The following is a 16,978-nucleotide window of genomic DNA, read 5'->3' as shown; positions in this document are numbered from 1 at the left end:
GACGACGAGGCTGCCGGCGACGACGAGGCTGCCGGCGACGACGAGGCGGCAGGCGACGACTCCGATATCGATGGTGAGGCGATCTATAACCAGGCCTGCACGGCGTGCCACTCAACCGGTGCCGCCGGCGCCCCGCGCCGTGGCGAAGCCGGCGAGTGGGAGGACCGCATCGATCAGGACATCGAGACGCTCTATGACCACGCCATCAACGGCATCGGCGCCATGCCGCCCAAGGGTGGCCAGACCGACCTGTCGGATGACGAGGTGCGGGCCGCCGTGGACTTCCTGGTCGAGCCGGTGAAGTAAGCCGCTTCCACGGAAAAAGCCAGTATCGACGGGGCGCCTTCGGGCGCCCCGTCGCGTTCCTGGAGCAACGGGCCACGCTCAGCTGAGCAACGAGCGCAGCCCGGCGATGGCGTCCTGGCCCCGGGCCTGCTTCTTCTCCGGGTCCTCCCGGTCGGCGCGGCCTTCCCACTCCAGGTCGTCCGGCGGCAGCTCGTCGAGGAAGCGGCTCGGCGTGCAGTCCATCAGCTCGCCGAAGGCCTTGCGCTGGCGCGCCAGGGTCAGGGTCAAAGTCCGGCGCGCCCGGGTGATGCCCACGTACGCCAGGCGCCGCTCCTCCTCCACCGTGCCGGCCTCGATGGCGTTGCGGTGGGGCAAGAGCTCCTCCTCGAGGCCCATCAGGTAGACATGCGGGAACTCGAGCCCCTTCGAGGCGTGCATGGTCAGCAGCTGTACCTTGTCGGTGTCGTCCTCCTCGGCCTGCTGCTCGAGGATGTCGCGCAGCACCAGCCGCGAGATGGCCGCCTCGACGTCGTCGGTCTCGGCGCTGTCGTCCGCCTCGATCTCCTCCGGGTCGCGCCGCATCGACTTCTCGAGCTGGTCGATCAGCGTCCACACGTTGGCCATGCGCCGCTCGGCGATGGTCGGCGCGCTGGCGTTCTGGTAGAGCCACGCCTCGTAGTCCATCTCGTGCAGCATGCCGCGTATCGCGGCCAGCGAATCGCCCTCGTCCATGCGTCGGCGGACGCCGTCGATGAAGTGGGTGAAGCGTCCCAGGCGCTCCACCGCCCGCGCCGGAAGCACCTGTTCCAAACCCAGCTCATGGCAGGCATCGAACAGCGAGATGCCGCGCCCGGTGGCCGGGTCGTTGGCATAGTTGGCCAGCTTCTCCAGGGTGCCGGGACCGATCTCGCGGCGCGGCACGTTGACGATGCGCAGAAAGGCATTGTCGTCGGCCGGATTGATCAGCAGGCGCAGGTAGGCCATGGCGTCCTTGATCTCGTTGCGCGAGAAGAACGAGGTGCCGCCGGAAAGCTTGTAGGGAATCTGGTAGTGCTGGAGTTTCAGTTCCAGCAGCCGGGCCTGGAAGTTGCCACGGTAGAGCACCGCGAAGTCGCGCCAGGAGGCTGACTCCTTGATGCGCCGGGTGAGGATCTCGCTGGCCACCCGCTCGGCCTCGGCCTCCTCGTGGCGGTTGACCACCACGCGGATCGGCGCGCCCTGGCCCATCTCCGACCACAGGGTCTTCTCGTAGACGTGGGGATTGTTGGCGATCAGCGTGTTGGCGGCGCGCAGGATGGTGCCGGTGGAGCGGTAGTTCTGCTCCAGCTTGATCACCTTGAGCCGCGGGAAGTCCTCGCCCAGGGTCACCAGGTTCTCGGGCCGCGCGCCGCGCCAGGCGTAGATCGACTGGTCGTCGTCGCCCACCACGGTGAAGGTGGCGCGCTCGTCCATCAGCAGCTTGACCAGCAGGTACTGGGAGACATTGGTGTCCTGGTACTCGTCCACCAGCATGTAGTGGATCTTGCGCCGCCAGCGCGCCAGCACCTCGGGATTGTCCTTGAGCAGTACCACCGGCAGCAGGATCAGGTCGTCGAAGTCCACCGCGTTGTAGGCCTTGAGGTGACGCACGTAGGCCTCGTAGACCCGCGCAGCGTACTGTTCATCCTCGTCCACGGCGTGGGACAGCGCCTGGCCGGGCAGCACCAGGTCGTTCTTCCACTCCGAGATCTGGTGCTGCACGGCATTGATCTGCTCGGCGTCGACCTGGGCGTCCTTGTTCATCAGGTCGCGCAGCAGCGCCTTGGCGTCCTCGGGGTCGAACAGCGAGAACCCCGGCTTGTAGCCCAGCGCCTTGAGTTCGCCGCGGATGATGTTGAGGCCCAGGGTATGGAAGGTCGAGACGGTCAGCCCGTGCCCCTCCTTGCCCTTGAGCATCTGGCCGACGCGCTCCTTCATCTCGCGGGCCGCCTTGTTGGTGAAGGTCACCGCGGCGATGCGGCGTGCGCTCATGCCACATACCTGCACCAGGTAGGCGATCTTGGTGGTGATCACGCTGGTCTTGCCCGAACCGGCGCCGGCCAGCACCAGGCAGGGGCCGTCGATGTAGCGCACGGCTTCCTGCTGGCGCGGATTGAGCTTGGCGAGGCGTTGCTGAATGCTCATGGGATCACTCGGGCTGCGCCGCGCCGGCGAAGCCCAGCTGGCGCCAGGCCTCGAACACCAGAATGGCGCAGGCGTTGGAGAGATTGAGGCTGCGGCTGTCCGCCCGCATGGGGATGCGCAGGCGTTGCTCCGGCGGCAGGGCATCGAGCATCGCCTGAGGCAGCCCGCGGGTCTCGGGCCCGAACAGCAAGGTGTCGCCGGGACCATATCTCGGCTCATGGTAGCCGGTGCGACCGCGGGTGGAAACGGCGAAGACGCGCGCCGGTTTCACGGCCTCGACGAAGGCCGGCCAGTCGCGGTGCACCTGCACCGCCGCCCACTCGTGGTAGTCGAGCCCCGCGCGGCGCAGGCGCCTGTCGTCGAGCACGAAGCCCAGCGGCTCGATGAGGTGCAGGCGAAAGCCGCTGTTGGCGCAGAGGCGGATCAGGTTGCCGGTGTTGGGCGGGATCTCGGGTTCGAAGAGCACGACGTCGAGCATGGCGGCCTGCCTGGAAGCGCTGGCGGGCCCCGATGGGCCCGCCGGTACGGCGAGTCGATCAGAAGCTGAGGCGGACGCCGACCTGGGCGCCACGATCCAGCGTGCGGCTGCCGTGACGGTTGTCGAAGTCGGCCGCCGTCTGGCGCAGGCCGACGTAGCCGTCGACGTTGGGCGTGAAGGCGTAGCGCGCCCGCACGCCGACCTCGTAGCCGTCGTCGAGGTCGCCGCTGGTCACCGCGCCGGGGGTATAGAAGCCGTAGCCGCCCAGCGAGACGTCCGGCGCCTGCGGCAGGTAGACATAGCCGTAGCCGCCCAGGCCCACACCGCCGCCGTCGCCGTAGTCGGTGTCGAACTGGGTCCAGCGCGCGCCGATGCCGACGTCGCGCTCGCGGTTGCGCTGCACGCCCAGCAACTGGGCATGGTAGAGGGTGGCATCCTCGCGGTACTCGCTGTTGATGACGCCGCCGCCCAGGGCCACGCCCTGGGTGATCTCCCCGGCGGCCTCGAACTGCACGGCATCGGCGCCGAGATTGAGATCCAGGCTGCCGGCGGCGTGGGCACCGGCAGCCGTGAACAGCACACCCACCGCCAGGGTGGCCCTGGCGAACCGTTCGCACGTTTTCATCGACGACTCCTCAACCGATGCGCGTCAGGCGCGCACCTTCACTCTTGATCACTCGGCAACGACGCCATAGCGCGCGCGATAGTCGCGTATGGCTGCCGCATGCCCCTGAAGCGCCTCGCTGGCGTGCTGCTCGAGATAGGCCAGGATCATGTCCAGCGTGACGATGCTGATCACCGGCATGGCGTAGCGTGACTCGACCTCCTGGATGGCACTCTGCGCGCCGTTGCCGCGCTCCTGGCGATCGAGTGCGATCACCACGCCGGCCGCCTCGGCACCGGCGGCCTCGATCAGCGCCATCACCTCGCGGATCGCCGTGCCCGCGGTGATCACGTCGTCGATGATCAGGATGCGCCCGGCGAGCTCGGCACCGACGATGTGACCGCCTTCGCCGTGGTCCTTCGCCTCCTTGCGGTTGAAGGCGAACGGCAGGTCGCGCTGGTGATGGTCGGCCAGCGCCACGGCGGTGGTGGCCGCCAGCGGAATACCCTTGTAGGCCGGGCCGAACAGCACGTCGAAGCGCAGGCCGCTGGCCTCGATGGCATCGGCGTAGAAACGGCCGAGGCGCGCCAGGGCGCCGCCGCTGCGGAACAGGCCGGCATTGAAGAAGTAGGGGCTGACGCGGCCCGACTTGAGGGTGAACTCGCCGAACCTCAGCACGCCCTGCTCGATGGCGAACTCGATGAACTCACGCTGATAGGCATGCATGCTGGCCGACACGGCGCTCCCCCTGCTATTCATAGGCTCCATGGAAATGGAATTCTGTGTCCTACCATGAATATCCATGCGGGCCATTTACCCAAACGTCGAAACGTCGGGTATCATACACGCGCGACGTCAAAGGGACCATGTATGAAAATTGCCACCATCAATGTCAACGGAATCCGCGAGGCCGTCGGTCGAGGCTTTCTCGACTGGCTGGCCGAACAGGACGCCGATGTCATCTGCGTCCAGAACCTCAAGGCCAAGAGCTTCGAGCTGGATGACAGCATTCTCTACCCGGAGGGCTACGAAGGCTACTTCCTCGACGCCGAACAGGACGACTTCTCCGGCGTGGGGATCTATTGCCGCAAGATCCCCAAGGCGATCATGTACGGTCTCGGCTTCCCCCAGTGCGATCACGAGGCGCGCTTCCTGCAGGCCGACTACGACCGCTTCAGCATCGCCAGCTTCCTGATGCCCGACGGCAGCGACTATGCCGCCAAGCAGGCGTTCATGGCCCAGTACCAGGAATACCTGAACAAGATGGCCCGCAAGCGTCGCGAGTACATCATCTGCGGCACCTGGCACATCGCCCACAAGACCGTCGACCTGGAGAACTGGGCCGACAACCAGGCCACGCCGGGCTTCAAGCCCGAGGAGCGCGCCTGGATGGACCAGGTGTTCGGCCCCACCGGCTTCATCGACACCTTCCGCGAGATCAACCGCGACGCCGGCGAGTACACCTGGTGGCCCAAGCTCGACCAGGAGGTGCCGCGCTCGCGCCAGGAAGGCTGGCGTATCGACTACCAGATCGTCGGCCCCAACCTGCGCCGCCACGTGGTCGACGCCTGGATCGACTACGATGCCACCTTCAGCGAGTTCGCCCCGCTGTTCGTCGAGTACGACCTGACGCTGTAAGCACGCCCTCTTCGTCGCGCCCGGGCTTCCCGAAACGCATAGCGCCGGCCTATCAAGGCCGGCGCTATGCATTGAGCAGACGCTCATGGTGGTTCCGTCGACTGGCCCCGGGGTGCCGGACCATCGCGGAGGCGCTGTGAGCCCATCCCTGGGCGCTACCGCCGCCATCCATGGCGCAGGACCTCCACTTCGGCCTGTCCCCGGCGCCATCCGCGCCAGTGTTCAGCGGCGAATGCCCAGTGCCTCGCGCTGGTGCTCGAAGAGCTGGGCGCCGGCGTTCTCGGCCAGCTCGAGCATGGCGTTGAGCTGTTCGCGCGAGAACACCCCTGCCTCGGCGGTGCCCTGCACCTCGATCAGCCCGCCCGGTTCGGCCATCACCACGTTCATGTCGGTCTCGGCGGCGCTGTCCTCGGGGTAGTCGAGGTCGACCACCGGCACGCCCCTGTAGAGCCCCACCGAGACCGAGCTGACCAGCTGCACGAAGGGGTCCCCCTTGATCAGCTTCTTGCGCTGCAGGTAGCGGATGGCATCCACCAGCGCCACGCAGCCGCCGGTGATCGAAGCAGTGCGGGTGCCGCCGTCGGCCTGGATCACGTCGCAGTCGACGGTGACGGTGAATTCGCCCAGCTTCTTCAGGTTCACCGCGGCGCGCAGCGAACGGCCGATCAGGCGCTGGATCTCCAGCGTGCGCCCGCCCTGCTTGCCGCGGGCCGCCTCGCGGCCGCCGCGGGTGTGGGTGGCGCGTGGCAGCATGCCGTACTCGGCGGTGACCCAGCCCTGGCCCTTGCCGCGCAGCCAGCGCGGCACGCCGGCCTCGACGCTGGCGTTGCACAGCACCTTGGTGTCGCCGAACTCCACCAGCACCGAGCCCTCGGCATGGCGGGTGAAATCCCGGGTCAGGCGAATCTCGCGGGGCTGGTCGGGGCGCCGTCCGCTGGGACGCGTGGGGTCGGAAGCCATGGTACCTCTCGAAGACGAAGAACGATCGGGACGATGTCGCGGCAGCGGCGAGGCATCGAATGGCTGGCCATTCTACACGGTTGGACCGGGGAATCGGTTACACTCCTTGTCCGAGATGTCGCCGGGCTGATGCCGGCAGCGGCGCAGTCGATCGAACAAGGAGTCGCCATGGTCGCCCATAGCAAGGTACACAGCATGACCGCCTTTGCCCGCCAGAGCCGCGAAGGCGACTGGGGCAGCCTGCAGCTGGAGCTGCGCTCGGTGAACCAGCGCTACCTCGAGCCCTTCTTCCGGCTGCCCGAGGCGCTGCGCGACCTCGAGCCCGCCTTTCGCGAGGCGCTGCGCACGCGCCTGGCGCGCGGCAAGGTGGAGTGCCACCTGCGCTTCGAACCCACCGATATCAGCGAGACCCTGGCCGTCAATCACACCCGGCTGGTCGCCCTGGCCGAGGCGCTGGGCGAGATCCGCGAGGCGCTGCCCCAGGTCGCCATGCCCGATGCCCTCTCGCTGCTCGACCACCCTGGCGTGCTCGACGCCCAGGGCGTCGACCTGGACGAAGTGAAGGCGGAAGCCACGGCACTGTTCGAGGCTGCCCTCGACGAGCTGATCGAAGCCCGCGCCCGCGAGGGCGACAAGCTCGCGGCGCTGATTCGCGAGCGCCTGGCCGGCGTGCGCGAGCAGGTCGCCGAGGTGCGCCGGCTGATGCCGGAGATCCTCGAGCGCCAGCGCGCCCTGCTGCTTGACCGCCTCGAGGCGGTCAAGACCGAGCTCGACCCCCAGCGGCTGGAGGCCGAGCTGGTGCTGCTGGCGCAGAAGGCCGACGTCGACGAGGAGCTCGACCGGCTCGAGACCCACGTCGGCGAGGTGGCGCGCCAGCTCGACCAGAAGGGGCCCAAGGGGCGCCGCCTCGACTTCCTGATGCAGGAGCTCAACCGCGAGGCCAACACCCTCTCCTCCAAGTCGGCGGTGGCCAGCACCACCCGCTGCGCAGTGGAACTCAAGGTACTGATCGAGCAGATGCGCGAGCAGATCCAGAATATCGAGTAGTGCAGCAATGACGGCAAGCCGGGCACTGCCCTGTCGTGGACTTCCTTCCAGCCCCATGGGCTGGATACGGCTGGCGGCACTGGCCGCCTGCCTCGCCGTGCCCCTGCCCGGCTGGGGGCAGGCCGAGACGAACGCTGCCAACGCCGACAGGGACGTGATCGTCGTCGGTGGCGATCACTACCACCCGCCCTACGAATTCCTTGACGAGGACGGCGAGCCGGCCGGCTACAACGTCGAGCTGACCCGGGCCATCGCCGAGGTGATGGGCATCGAGGTACGCATCGAGCTGAAGCCGTGGAGCGAGGTGCGCCGCGGGCTGGAGCAGGGCGAGATCGACATCCTGCAGGGTATGTCCTACTCCGAGGCGCGTTCCGCGCAGTTCGACTTCGCGCCGCCCCACGCCATCGTCCACCAGTCGATCTTCGCCCGCCGCGGCGATCCCGCGGTGGAAGTCGAGGAGCTGCACGGCAAGGAGGTCATCGTCCAGCGCGGCGACATCATGCACGACTACCTGATCGAGCATGGCATCGACGCCAAGGTGGTCCCCGTCGATACTCATGCCGATGCGCTCAGGGCCCTGGCCGCCGGCCAGCACGACTACGCCCTGGTGGCCAACCTGCCGGCGCTCTACCTCAGCCGCGAGCTGGGGCTGACCAACCTGGTGCCGGTGGCGCGGCCCTTCGCGCTGCGCTACGGCTACGCGGTGCGCCAGGGCGACGCCAACCTGCTGGCCAAGTTCAGCGAGGGGCTGGCCATCCTCAAGAACACCGGCCGTCACCAGGCGATCTACGACAAGTGGCTGGGGCCGCTGGAGGGCCGCGAAGGCATCCCGTGGCAGAAGGTCGGCCAGGTCGGTGCGGCGCTCTCCGCGCTGTTGCTGCTCGTACTCGGCGCCATCGTGATCTGGAACCGTATGCTCAAGCGCGAGGTGGCGGCGCGCACCGCGGAGCTGCGCCAGCATCAGCAGCAGCTGATCCAGGCCGACAAGATGGCCTCGCTCGGCGTGCTCGTCTCGGGCGTGGCCCACGAGATCAACAACCCCAGCAGCCTGCTGCTGCTCAACCTGCCGGTGCTGCGCGAGGCCTGGGCCGACGCCGAGCCGATCCTCGAGGCACATTACCGTGCCCACGGTGACTTCTCGTTCGGCGGGCTGCCCTATTCGCGCATGCGCGAGGAGATCCCCGGCATGATCGACGACATGCAGGAGGGCACGCGGCGCATCAAGCGCATCGTCGGCGACCTCAAGGACTTCGCCCGCCAGGGTGGCGACGAACCGGCCGACACCGTCGATCTCAATGCGGTGGTGGCCACCGCCGTGCGCCTGGTCGACAACTCGATCCGCCAGGCGACCGGCCGCTTCGAGATCCAGTATGCCGATGACCTGCCGCCCCTCGTGGGCAATGCCCAGCGCATCGAGCAGGTGGTGATCAACCTGGTGCTCAACGCCTGCCAGGCGCTGGAGCGGCCCACCCAGGGCATCCGCCTCACCACCCGCCACGAACGCGCCGAGGAGCGGGTCGTGCTGGAAGTGTGCGACGAGGGCCGCGGCATCGCGCCCGAGGCCATGCACCGGCTGACCGACCCCTTCTTCACCACCCGACGCGAGTGCGGCGGTACCGGCCTGGGCCTGTCCGTCTCCGCCGGCATCGTCGCCGAACACCAGGGCAGCCTGACCTTCGACTCCCGCCCCGGCCACGGCACCCGCGCGACCCTGTCGCTGCCGTCCGCGAAGCCCGGCGCGGCGTCGCCCGACGCAACCCCGCTTCGACAGCAGGAGCCAGACACGCCATGACGCAGAGCCTCTACCCCGCCTTCGGCGTGCTGCTCGTCGACGACGAGCCCTCCTTCCTGCGCAGCCTGGGCATCGCCCTGGAGCGCAGCGGGGGGATCAACCATATCCACCGCTGCCACGACAGTCGCGAGGTCATGGAGCTCCTGGCGCGGGAGAACATCGGCCTGGTGACCCTCGACCTGACCATGCCCCACCTGTCGGGGGAGGAGCTGCTGGCGCGCATCGTCGAGGAGTACCCCGACGTCGGCGTCATCGTGGTGAGCGGCCTCAACCAGGTGGAAACCGCGGTCAGCTGCATCAAGCTCGGCGCCTTCGACTACTTCGTCAAGACCGACGAGGAGAGCCGCCTGGTCGAGGGCATCCGCCGCGCCATTCGCCTGCAGGAGCTGCGCCAGGAGAACCAGGCGCTGCGCCGGCGCGTGCTCGACGACACCCTGGAGCGACCCGAGGCCTTCGCCCACATCGTCACCGCCGACAAGGGCATGCGCGCGGTCTTCCAGTACCTGGAGTCGGTGGCGCTGACCCAGCAGCCGATCCTGATCTCCGGCGAGAGCGGCGTGGGCAAGGAGCTGATCGCCCGCGCTGCCCATACCCTGAGCGGTCGTCAGGGGCCACTGGTCTGCGTCAACGTGGCGGGGCTCGACGACAACGTCTTTGCCGATACCCTGTTCGGCCATCAGCGCGGCGCCTTCACCGGCGCCGAGCAGCCGCGCGCCGGCATGATCGAGCAGGCCGCGGGCGGCACCCTGCTGCTCGACGAGATCGGCGACCTCAGCCTGGCCTCCCAGGTCAAGCTGCTGCGCCTGCTCCAGGAGGGCGAGTACTACCCGCTGGGCAGCGACCGGCCCAAGCGCCTCCAGGCCCGCGTGGTGGTGGCGACGCACCACGACCTGGCCGAGAAGCAGCGCGCCGGCACCTTCCGCAAGGACCTCTACTACCGCCTGCGTACGCATCAGGTGCACATCCCCCCGCTGCGCCAGCGCAAGCAGGACATCTCCCTGCTGCTGGACCACTTCCTCGCCGAGGCGGCCGCCGAGCTCGGCAAGGGCAAGCCGAGCTACCCCCCGGAGCTGGCCGTGATGCTGGGCAACTACGCCTTCCCCGGCAACGTGCGCGAGCTGCGTGCCATGGTCTTCGATGCCATGAGCCAGCACCGCAGCCGCACGCTCTCCATGGAAGCTTTCAAGCGTGCCATCGACCAGGCCTGTGGCGACGACTCGCCTTCACACCATCGCCAGCGGGCCGTGTTCGCCGCCGACGAGCCGCTGCCCACGCTGGACGAAGTCGCCGACCTGCTGGTGGAAGAGGCGCTGAAGCGCGCCGAGGGCAATCAGTCCATGGCCTCGCGCTGGCTGGGCATCTCGCAGCCGGCCCTGAGCAAGCGGCTGAAGAAGCAGCGCGGCGAAGGGGCATAACCGAGGTTATAGCCATAACCTCGGTTATGCCCACTGCACCTTGTTGTTATTGAAGACCTTTCCTCGCCGACAGCGCCGCACTGTGGACCGCGGGTTATACCCCTTGAGCACGCCCCGCTCGACTCCCCCTGTTTTTCCACACTAAAAACAAGGGATTACCGCATGCAAGTTCTGGCACGGACCTTGCGTTACGAACACGGCCCGCCGCCATCGGCGGGCCATGTCAACAAACGCAAGCAAGAGGTTCACCCCATGCCAACAACAACGACTCCCGTCCCCGCCGCCTGCCCCGTTGCTCCGCCTACCGTCGCCGGGGAGGCCGCATGATGCTGGACGTAATCAATGACCTGCTCTGGGGCAAGGTGCTCATCGCCCTGCTGATCGCGGTCGGTGTCGGTTTCACCGTGCGCTCCCGCTTCGTCCAGTTTCGCTACTTCGCCCGCATGTTCCGCATCCTCGGCGCCAGCCAGGCGTTCAAGCGCGACCGGCACGGCCACCTGAGTTCCTTCCAGGCCCTGCTGCTCTCGGTGGCGGGGCGCGTCGGTGGCGGCAACATCGCCGGGGTCGCGGTCGCCATCACCCTCGGCGGTCCCGGGGCGATCTTCTGGATGTGGGTGGTCGGCCTGATGGGCATGGCCACCAGCTTCCTCGAGTGCACCCTCGCCCAGGCCTACAAGACGGCCCAGCCGGACGGCACCTATCGCGGCGGGCCGGCCTACTACATCGCCCACGGCCTCGGCAAGCGCTGGAAGTGGCTCGCCGGCGTCTACTCGGTGCTGCTGCTGGTCACCTTCGGCTTCGGCTTCACCGCCCTGCAGTCCTACGCCGTGGCGACCTCCTTCGACGACGCCTTCGGCGTGCCGGTCGCCTATTCCGGCCTGGGCATGGCCGTACTCGTCGGCTTGATCATCTTCGGCGGCATCAAGCGCATCGCGCGGGTCGCGGAGGTACTGGTGCCGGTGATGGCCATCGGCTACCTGCTGATCGCCATCGTGGTGCTGGGCCTGAACCTGGCGCGCATCCCCGAGGTCGTGCTGCTGATCGTCAACAGCGCCTTCGGCCTCGAGCAAGCCGTCGGCGGCGGCATCGGCGCGGCTATCATGATGGGCGTCAAGCGCGGCCTGTTCTCCAACGAGGCGGGGCTCGGCAGCGCACCCAACGTCGCCGCCGTGGCCTACGTGCCGCACCCGGCCAACCAGGGCGTCGTGCAGGCCTTCTCGGTGTTCATCGACACCCTGATCCTGTGCTCGTGCACGGCCTTCATCATCCTGCTCAGCGGCGCCTACGACCCGGCGGGCGGCGTCGAGATCGGCGGTGTGGCGCTGACCCAGGCCTCGCTGGCCGATCACGTCGGCGAATGGGGCCGCAGCTTCGTCAGCGTCGCACTGCTGCTGTTCGGCTTCAGCACCATCCTCTACAACTACTACCTGGGCGAGAACAGCCTCAACTTCTTCAGCGAGAGCAACGTCACGCTGTTCAACGTCTTCCGCATCGCCGTCATCGCACTGTGCGGCTGGGGCGCGATGACCGACCTGGGCACGGTGTTCGCCTTCGCCGACGTGACCATGGGTTTCCTGGCGCTGGCCAACCTCATCGCCCTGCTGCTGCTGTTCAAGCCGGGCCTGCGCATCCTGCGCGATTTCGACGACCAGATCCGCGCCGGCATCCGCCACCCCGTGTTCGATGCCGGCAAGTTCGCCGATCTCGATATCGACCCGGCGGCCTGGGAGATCGAGCCCGAGGATATCGAGCGCCTCAAGCGCTACGGTGCCGGGACGCAGGCCCCCGGCCAGCCGGTGAAGTGAGGTTGGCAAGCCCCACGCCCCCTTCCGCCGGCCTCGACGCATCGAGGCCGGCTGGGCGCCCACGGGCCCGGCCGGAGAGGGCGGACATGCAGCGCTGGCTGGAGGACATCCACGCCCGCGCCCGCACGCGGCTCGGCAGGGGGCGCGTCGCCGACTACATCCCGGCACTGGCCCGCCAGGATCCCGCGCGGCTCGGCATTGCCGTGTACACCAACGCCGGCGAGCGGTACGTGGCCGGCGACGCCGAGACGCCCTTCTCGATACAGAGCATCGCCAAGGTGCTGCTGCTCACCCTCGCCCTGCGCACCCACGGCGAGGCGCTGTGGCAGCGGGTCGGCCTCAATCCGTCGGGCATGCCGTTCAACTCGCTGGCCCTGCTCGAAGCCGAGCGGGGCAAGCCGCGCAATCCTTTCATCAACGCCGGCGCCATCGCGGTGGCGGATTGCCTGGTGAGCGCCTTCGTCACGCCGGACAAGCACCTGAGGGACGTCGCCCGGCGGCTGGCGGGCAACGCCTCGATCCTGATCGACGACGAGGTGCTGGCCTCGGAGTGGCAGCACCGTGCACGCAACGCCGCCGCGGCCTACCTGATGAAGGCCTTCGGCAACCTCGACAACGAGGTCGACGAGGTGCTCCGCACCTACTTCTCCTGCTGCGCGCTGGCGATGAGCTGCCGGGACCTGGCCATCGCCCTCAGCTTCCTGGCCAGCGACGGCCACGCCCGCGGCCCCGGCGAGCGCTTCGTCTCGCCGGGGCTGACGCGGCGGATCAACGCGATCATGACCACCTGCGGCATGTACGACGCGGCCGGCGACTTCGCCTACCGCGTCGGGCTGCCGGCCAAGAGCGGCGTCGGCGGCGGCATCGTCGCCGTGGTGCCGGGCAGGATGACGGTCTGCGCCTGGTCGCCGGCGCTCGACGACAGCGGCAATTCGGTGGCCGCCCAGCACGCCCTGGAGCTGTTCGCCGAGGAGCTCGACCCGCCCCCGCCGGACGCCTGAGGCGGCCGCGCCGCGGCGACCGCCACAGCCCATGACGCGCCCACGGCCGGGCGGGTATACTGTCCCGCTCGAACGCGCAGCCATGGCGCTCGCCCCCTTTGCCTCGCGCGAACGGGGGCATTTGCGATCCGGAGCCCGATATGTCCCAAGGTACGCTTTTCATCGTTTCCGCGCCTTCCGGCGCCGGCAAGACCACCCTGGTACGCGAGCTGATCGAGAGCCTCGACGGCATTCAGGTCTCGGTGTCGCATACCACCCGGCCCCGGCGTCGCGGCGAGGTGAACGGCGTCAACTACCACTTCGTCGAGGTCGACGAATTCGAGGCGATGATCGCGCGCGGCGAGTTCTTCGAGTACGCCCGGGTGTTCGACAACTTCTACGGCACCGCGCGGCCGGCGGTGGAGGCCCTGCTCGAGGCCGGCCAGGACGTGATTCTGGAGATCGACTGGCAGGGTGCGCGCCAGGTCCGCGAGCAGCTGCCCGAGGCGGTGTCGATCTTCATCCTGCCGCCATCGCGCGAGGAGCTCGAGCGGCGCCTGGCCAGCCGCGGCACCGACGAGCACGCCACCATCGCCCGGCGCATGCGCGACGCGGTCAGCGAGATGTCGCACTACGACGAGTACGACTACCTGGTGATCAACGACGACTTCACCACCGCCCTGCGCGAACTGCAGTCGCTGGTGATCGGTCGACGCCTGAGTCTTGCCCGGGTGCGCGAGACCCATGGCCCGCTGCTGGCGGCGCTGTTGTCATGACCCCGGCCTCAGGGCGCTTGTCACGGCCGCCGGGCGTCGAGTAATCTAGTCTGTCCTGTTCCATTTCGGTGCTCCGGCCGTGGCCGGGGACCCTCACAGTTTCGGGAAGTACCCAATATGGCGCGTGTCACCGTCGAAGATTGCCTGGAAAACGTCGAAAATCGCTTCAAGCTGGTGATGATCTCCACCCAGCGTGCGCGTCAGCTGTCGCGCGGCTCTCGCGACGCTCAGCTGCCGTGGGAGAACGACAAGCCCACCGTGATGGCGCTGCGCGAGATCGCCGCCGGCCTGGTGGACCACAGCGTGCTCGACGAGCCGATCGAGGCGCCGGTCAGGATTCGCCGCGAAGGCGATCCGGGCCTCGCCCTCGAGGAGTAAGGCGGTCACCCAAGGCGCGCTAATGTTCACCATCGACGACCTGGCCGACAGACTCGGCGGCTACCTCCCTCCCGACGAGATCCAGCAGGTCAAGCGCGCCTTCTACTATGCCGAGCAGGCCCACGACGGCCAGCGCCGGCGCTCCGGCGAACCCTACGTCACCCACCCCCTCGCCGTGGCCAACATCCTCGCCAACATGCACATGGACCACCAGAGCCTGATGTCGGCCATGCTGCACGACGTGATCGAGGACACCGGCGTGTCCAAGGAGGCCCTCGCCGAGCAGTTCGGCAAGCCGGTGGCGGAGCTGGTCGACGGCGTCTCGAAGCTGACCCAGATCACCTTCGAGGACAAGGCCGTCGCCCAGGCCGAGAACTTCCAGAAGATGGTGCTGGCGATGTCCAGGGACATCCGCGTGATCATCGTCAAGCTCGCCGACCGCCTGCACAACATGCGCACGCTGGGCGCCCTGCGCCCCGAGAAGAAGCGCCGCATCGCCCGCGAGACGCTCGAGATCTACGCCCGCATCGCCAGCCGCCTGGGCATCAACACCATCCGCGTCGAGCTCGAGGACCTCTCCTTCCAGGCCCTGCACCCGATGCGCGCCGAGCGCATCAAGCGCGCCGTCTCCAGCGCCCGCGGCCATCGCCGCTCGGCGATTCGCCAGATCCAGAGCGCGCTGCAGAAGAGCCTCGACGACGAGGGCCTGCCCGGTACCGTGGTGGGCCGCCAGAAGCACCTGCTGTCGATCTACAAGAAGATGCGCGACCAGCGCAAGCCGTTCGCCGAGATCATGGACGTGTTCGGCTTTCGCATCATCACCGAGGATGTCGACAGCTGCTACCGCATCCTCGGCGTGGTGCACAACCTCTACAAGCCGGTACCGGGGCGCTTCAAGGACTACATCGCCATCCCCAAGGCCAACGGCTACCAGAGCCTGCACACCACCCTGTTCGGCAGCGGCGGCATGCCCATCGAGGTGCAGATCCGCACCCGCGAGATGGAGGCCATGGCCAACAACGGCATCGCCGCCCACTGGCTCTACAAGGCCGGCCAGACCGACCACCCCATCGCCGAGGGCAGCCACGCCCGCGCCCGGGAGTGGGTCAAGGGGCTGCTCGAGATGCAGCGCCACGCCGGCGACTCGCTGGAGTTCATCGAGCACGTCAAGAACGACCTGTTCCCCGACGACATCTACGTGTTCACGCCCCGCGGCGACATCATGGAGCTGCCCCAGGGCGCCACGGTGATCGACTTCGCCTACGCCGTGCATACCGATATCGGCAACAGCTGCATCGCCTGTCGCATCGACCGCCACCTGGCGCCGCTCTCTACCCGCCTGGAGAGCGGCCAGACGCTGGAGATCATCACCGCCCCCGGGGCGCGGCCCAACCTGGCCTGGCTCAACTTCGTGATCACCGCCAAGGCGCGCTCGGCGATTCGCCACGCGCTCAAGCACCAGCAGCATACCGAGGCGGTGCAGCTCGGCCGGCGCCTGCTCAACAAGGCCCTGGCCGACTTCGAGACCAGCCTGGAGGAGCTCCCGCAGAACGTGGTCCCGGAGCTGCTGGAGGAGCTGTCGCTGAAGAGCGAGGAGAGCCTGCTGGAGTCGATCGGCCTGGGCGCCCGGGTGGCCCACGTGGTGGCGCGGCGGCTGATCGACCTGCTGCACGGCGACATGGCCGAAGCCGGCGAGCGAGTGCTCGCGCCGCAGGGCCCCATCGTGATCAGCGGCGCCGAAGGCATGGTGATCAAGTTCGCCCGCTGCTGCCACCCGCTGCCGGGCGACCCGGTGGTCGGCCACCTGTCGGTGGGCAAGGGCATCGTGGTGCACCGCACCGAGTGTCGCAACCTCGACGAACTCAAGGGCGATCCCGACAAGCTGTTCGCCCTGGAGTGGTCCGACGAGATCGGCGAGGACTTCCCGGTGGCCCTGCGCATCGAGATCGAGAGCCGCCGCGGACTGGTCGCCGAGCTGGCCAGCCTGGTCACCGACGCCGACGCCAACATCGAGCGTATCGGCATCGAGGAACGCGACGCCCGGCTCTCCATCGTGCACCTGACCCTGGCGGTACGCGACCGCGTGCACCTGGCGCGCATCATCAAGCGCATCCGCAACCTGTCCCACGTCGGCAAGATCACCCGCGTCGGCAATTGACCCCGTTTCGGCCCGCTTGCCGCCGTCCGCGGCGGGCGGGCCTTTCATTGACCCTTGCGACACAGAACACACCACGAGGAGAGCGTCATGAGCAACAAGGCCGTCATCAATACCGAGAAGGCCCCCGCCGCCATCGGCCCCTACTCCCAGGCCATCAAGGCCGGCAACACCGTCTATCTTTCCGGCCAGATCCCGCTCGACCCGGCCACCATGGAGCTCGTCTCCGAGGACTTCGAGGCCCAGGCGCGCCAGGTCTTCAGCAACCTCAAGGCGGTGTGCGAGGAGGCCGCCGGCTCGCTCGGCGAGATCGTCAAGATCAACCTCTACCTCGTTGACCTGGGCAACTTCGCCATCGTCAACCAGGTGATGGAGGAGTTCTTCGAGGCCCCCTTCCCCGCCCGGGCCGCGGTGGGCGTGAAGGCGCTGCCGAAAGGCGCCCAGGTCGAGGCGGAGGCGATCCTCGTCATCGGCGACTGAAACGGCCGGTTCCGGTTGCCCG

At 68.2% G+C, this 16,978-nt stretch carries 16 protein-coding genes; 11 read left to right on the top strand and 5 right to left on the bottom strand.

Features of this window, described 5'->3' with window-relative positions:
* Positions 1-306: c-type cytochrome (locus DIS04_RS18070; protein WP_162623115.1), on the top strand; the 306-nt coding region annotated here is incomplete at its 5' end.
* Positions 307-384: 78 nt separating this feature from the next.
* Here the strand turns inward: DIS04_RS18070 and rep are convergent.
* Genes rep through pyrE form a run of 4 tightly spaced genes read right to left on the bottom strand, consistent with a single transcriptional unit; the run spans position 385 to position 4,256 of the window.
* Entirely contained in the window at positions 385-2,448 is a 2,064-nt protein-coding gene (gene rep, locus DIS04_RS18065) for a DNA helicase Rep (RefSeq protein WP_111415187.1), read from the bottom strand.
* Between the two features lie 4 nt (positions 2,449-2,452).
* Positions 2,453-2,926, bottom strand: a complete 474-nt coding sequence (gene trmL / locus DIS04_RS18060; protein WP_111415186.1) for a tRNA (uridine(34)/cytosine(34)/5-carboxymethylaminomethyluridine(34)-2'-O)-methyltransferase TrmL — start codon at positions 2,924-2,926, stop codon at positions 2,453-2,455.
* Between the two features lie 58 nt (positions 2,927-2,984).
* A complete protein-coding gene (locus DIS04_RS18055; protein WP_111415185.1) occupies positions 2,985-3,551 on the bottom strand; it encodes a YfaZ family outer membrane protein in 567 nt (188 codons plus the stop codon).
* Positions 3,552-3,599: 48 nt separating this feature from the next.
* Positions 3,600-4,256, bottom strand: a complete 657-nt coding sequence (gene pyrE, locus DIS04_RS18050) for an orotate phosphoribosyltransferase (RefSeq protein WP_111415194.1) — start codon at positions 4,254-4,256, stop codon at positions 3,600-3,602.
* A 144-nt stretch (positions 4,257-4,400) separates the two neighbouring features.
* Between pyrE and DIS04_RS18045 the strand changes: the two genes are divergently transcribed.
* A complete protein-coding gene (locus tag DIS04_RS18045; protein ID WP_111415184.1) occupies positions 4,401-5,168 on the top strand; it encodes an exodeoxyribonuclease III in 768 nt (255 codons plus the stop codon).
* 222 nt (positions 5,169-5,390) lie between these two features.
* Here DIS04_RS18045 and rph read toward each other — a convergent pair whose 3' ends face one another.
* Positions 5,391-6,128 (bottom strand): ribonuclease PH, encoded by a 738-nt coding sequence (rph, locus tag DIS04_RS18040; protein WP_111415183.1) that lies wholly within the window; start codon positions 6,126-6,128, stop codon positions 5,391-5,393.
* A gap of 168 nt (positions 6,129-6,296) precedes the next feature.
* Here rph and DIS04_RS18035 point away from each other — a divergent pair, with 168 nt between their 5' ends.
* The 9 genes from DIS04_RS18035 to DIS04_RS17995 all read left to right on the top strand — a co-directional run bounded on the left by DIS04_RS18035 (position 6,297) and on the right by DIS04_RS17995 (position 16,956).
* The gene (locus DIS04_RS18035) at positions 6,297-7,175 is read left to right on the top strand and encodes a YicC/YloC family endoribonuclease (RefSeq protein WP_111415182.1); all 879 of its coding nucleotides are present in this window, start codon (positions 6,297-6,299) and stop codon (positions 7,173-7,175) included.
* A gap of 55 nt (positions 7,176-7,230) precedes the next feature.
* Entirely contained in the window at positions 7,231-8,967 is a 1,737-nt protein-coding gene (locus DIS04_RS18030) for a transporter substrate-binding domain-containing protein (protein ID WP_111415181.1), read from the top strand.
* Positions 8,964-10,382, top strand: a complete 1,419-nt coding sequence (locus tag DIS04_RS18025) for a sigma-54-dependent transcriptional regulator (protein WP_111415180.1) — start codon at positions 8,964-8,966, stop codon at positions 10,380-10,382. Before DIS04_RS18030 ends, DIS04_RS18025 begins: the two co-directional genes overlap by 4 nt.
* 326 nt (positions 10,383-10,708) lie before the next feature.
* Positions 10,709-12,187: an alanine/glycine:cation symporter family protein gene (locus DIS04_RS18020; RefSeq protein WP_111415193.1), complete on the top strand. Its 1,479-nt coding sequence runs from the start codon at positions 10,709-10,711 to the stop codon at positions 12,185-12,187.
* Between the two features lie 86 nt (positions 12,188-12,273).
* Complete coding sequence (glsB, locus tag DIS04_RS18015) at positions 12,274-13,188, top strand: glutaminase B (protein ID WP_111415179.1); 915 nt, start codon at positions 12,274-12,276, stop codon at positions 13,186-13,188.
* A gap of 140 nt (positions 13,189-13,328) precedes the next feature.
* On the top strand, positions 13,329-13,943 hold the full coding sequence (gmk, locus tag DIS04_RS18010) for a guanylate kinase (RefSeq protein WP_111415178.1): 615 nt from the start codon (positions 13,329-13,331) through the stop codon (positions 13,941-13,943).
* Positions 13,944-14,060: 117 nt separating this feature from the next.
* Positions 14,061-14,321 carry a DNA-directed RNA polymerase subunit omega gene (gene rpoZ / locus DIS04_RS18005; RefSeq protein ID WP_111415177.1) on the top strand — a complete coding sequence of 87 codons (261 nt, stop codon included), beginning with the start codon at positions 14,061-14,063 and terminating at the stop codon, positions 14,319-14,321.
* Between the two features lie 22 nt (positions 14,322-14,343).
* On the top strand, positions 14,344-16,479 hold the full coding sequence (locus DIS04_RS18000) for a RelA/SpoT family protein (RefSeq protein WP_111415176.1): 2,136 nt from the start codon (positions 14,344-14,346) through the stop codon (positions 16,477-16,479).
* An 87-nt stretch (positions 16,480-16,566) separates the two neighbouring features.
* Positions 16,567-16,956, top strand: coding sequence for a RidA family protein (locus tag DIS04_RS17995; protein ID WP_111415175.1), 390 nt, complete (start codon positions 16,567-16,569; stop codon positions 16,954-16,956).
* Positions 16,957-16,978: the final 22 nt, after the last annotated feature.

Origin of the sequence: Billgrantia lactosivorans, from assembly GCF_003254665.1 — a bacterium.
GTDB lineage: Bacteria > Pseudomonadota > Gammaproteobacteria > Pseudomonadales > Halomonadaceae > Halomonas > Halomonas lactosivorans.
This window is presented reverse-complemented; position numbering and strand designations above follow the sequence as displayed.

What these genes read in the sequence shown, in the direction of transcription:
- rep (WP_111415187.1), bottom strand. Translation starts at nt 2,448, where the DNA reads ATGAGCATTCAGCAACGCCTCGCCAAGCTCAATCCGCGCCAGCAGGAA.
- trmL (WP_111415186.1), bottom strand. Translation starts at nt 2,926, where the DNA reads ATGCTCGACGTCGTGCTCTTCGAACCCGAGATCCCGCCCAACACCGGC.
- DIS04_RS18055 (WP_111415185.1), bottom strand. Translation starts at nt 3,551, where the DNA reads ATGAAAACGTGCGAACGGTTCGCCAGGGCCACCCTGGCGGTGGGTGTG.
- pyrE (WP_111415194.1), bottom strand. Translation starts at nt 4,256, where the DNA reads ATGCATGCCTATCAGCGTGAGTTCATCGAGTTCGCCATCGAGCAGGGC.
- DIS04_RS18045 (WP_111415184.1), top strand. Translation starts at nt 4,401, where the DNA reads ATGAAAATTGCCACCATCAATGTCAACGGAATCCGCGAGGCCGTCGGT.
- rph (WP_111415183.1), bottom strand. Translation starts at nt 6,128, where the DNA reads ATGGCTTCCGACCCCACGCGTCCCAGCGGACGGCGCCCCGACCAGCCC.
- DIS04_RS18035 (WP_111415182.1), top strand. Translation starts at nt 6,297, where the DNA reads ATGGTCGCCCATAGCAAGGTACACAGCATGACCGCCTTTGCCCGCCAG.
- DIS04_RS18030 (WP_111415181.1), top strand. Translation starts at nt 7,231, where the DNA reads ATGGGCTGGATACGGCTGGCGGCACTGGCCGCCTGCCTCGCCGTGCCC.
- DIS04_RS18025 (WP_111415180.1), top strand. Translation starts at nt 8,964, where the DNA reads ATGACGCAGAGCCTCTACCCCGCCTTCGGCGTGCTGCTCGTCGACGAC.
- DIS04_RS18020 (WP_111415193.1), top strand. Translation starts at nt 10,709, where the DNA reads ATGCTGGACGTAATCAATGACCTGCTCTGGGGCAAGGTGCTCATCGCC.
- glsB (WP_111415179.1), top strand. Translation starts at nt 12,274, where the DNA reads ATGCAGCGCTGGCTGGAGGACATCCACGCCCGCGCCCGCACGCGGCTC.
- gmk (WP_111415178.1), top strand. Translation starts at nt 13,329, where the DNA reads ATGTCCCAAGGTACGCTTTTCATCGTTTCCGCGCCTTCCGGCGCCGGC.
- rpoZ (WP_111415177.1), top strand. Translation starts at nt 14,061, where the DNA reads ATGGCGCGTGTCACCGTCGAAGATTGCCTGGAAAACGTCGAAAATCGC.
- DIS04_RS18000 (WP_111415176.1), top strand. Translation starts at nt 14,344, where the DNA reads ATGTTCACCATCGACGACCTGGCCGACAGACTCGGCGGCTACCTCCCT.
- DIS04_RS17995 (WP_111415175.1), top strand. Translation starts at nt 16,567, where the DNA reads ATGAGCAACAAGGCCGTCATCAATACCGAGAAGGCCCCCGCCGCCATC.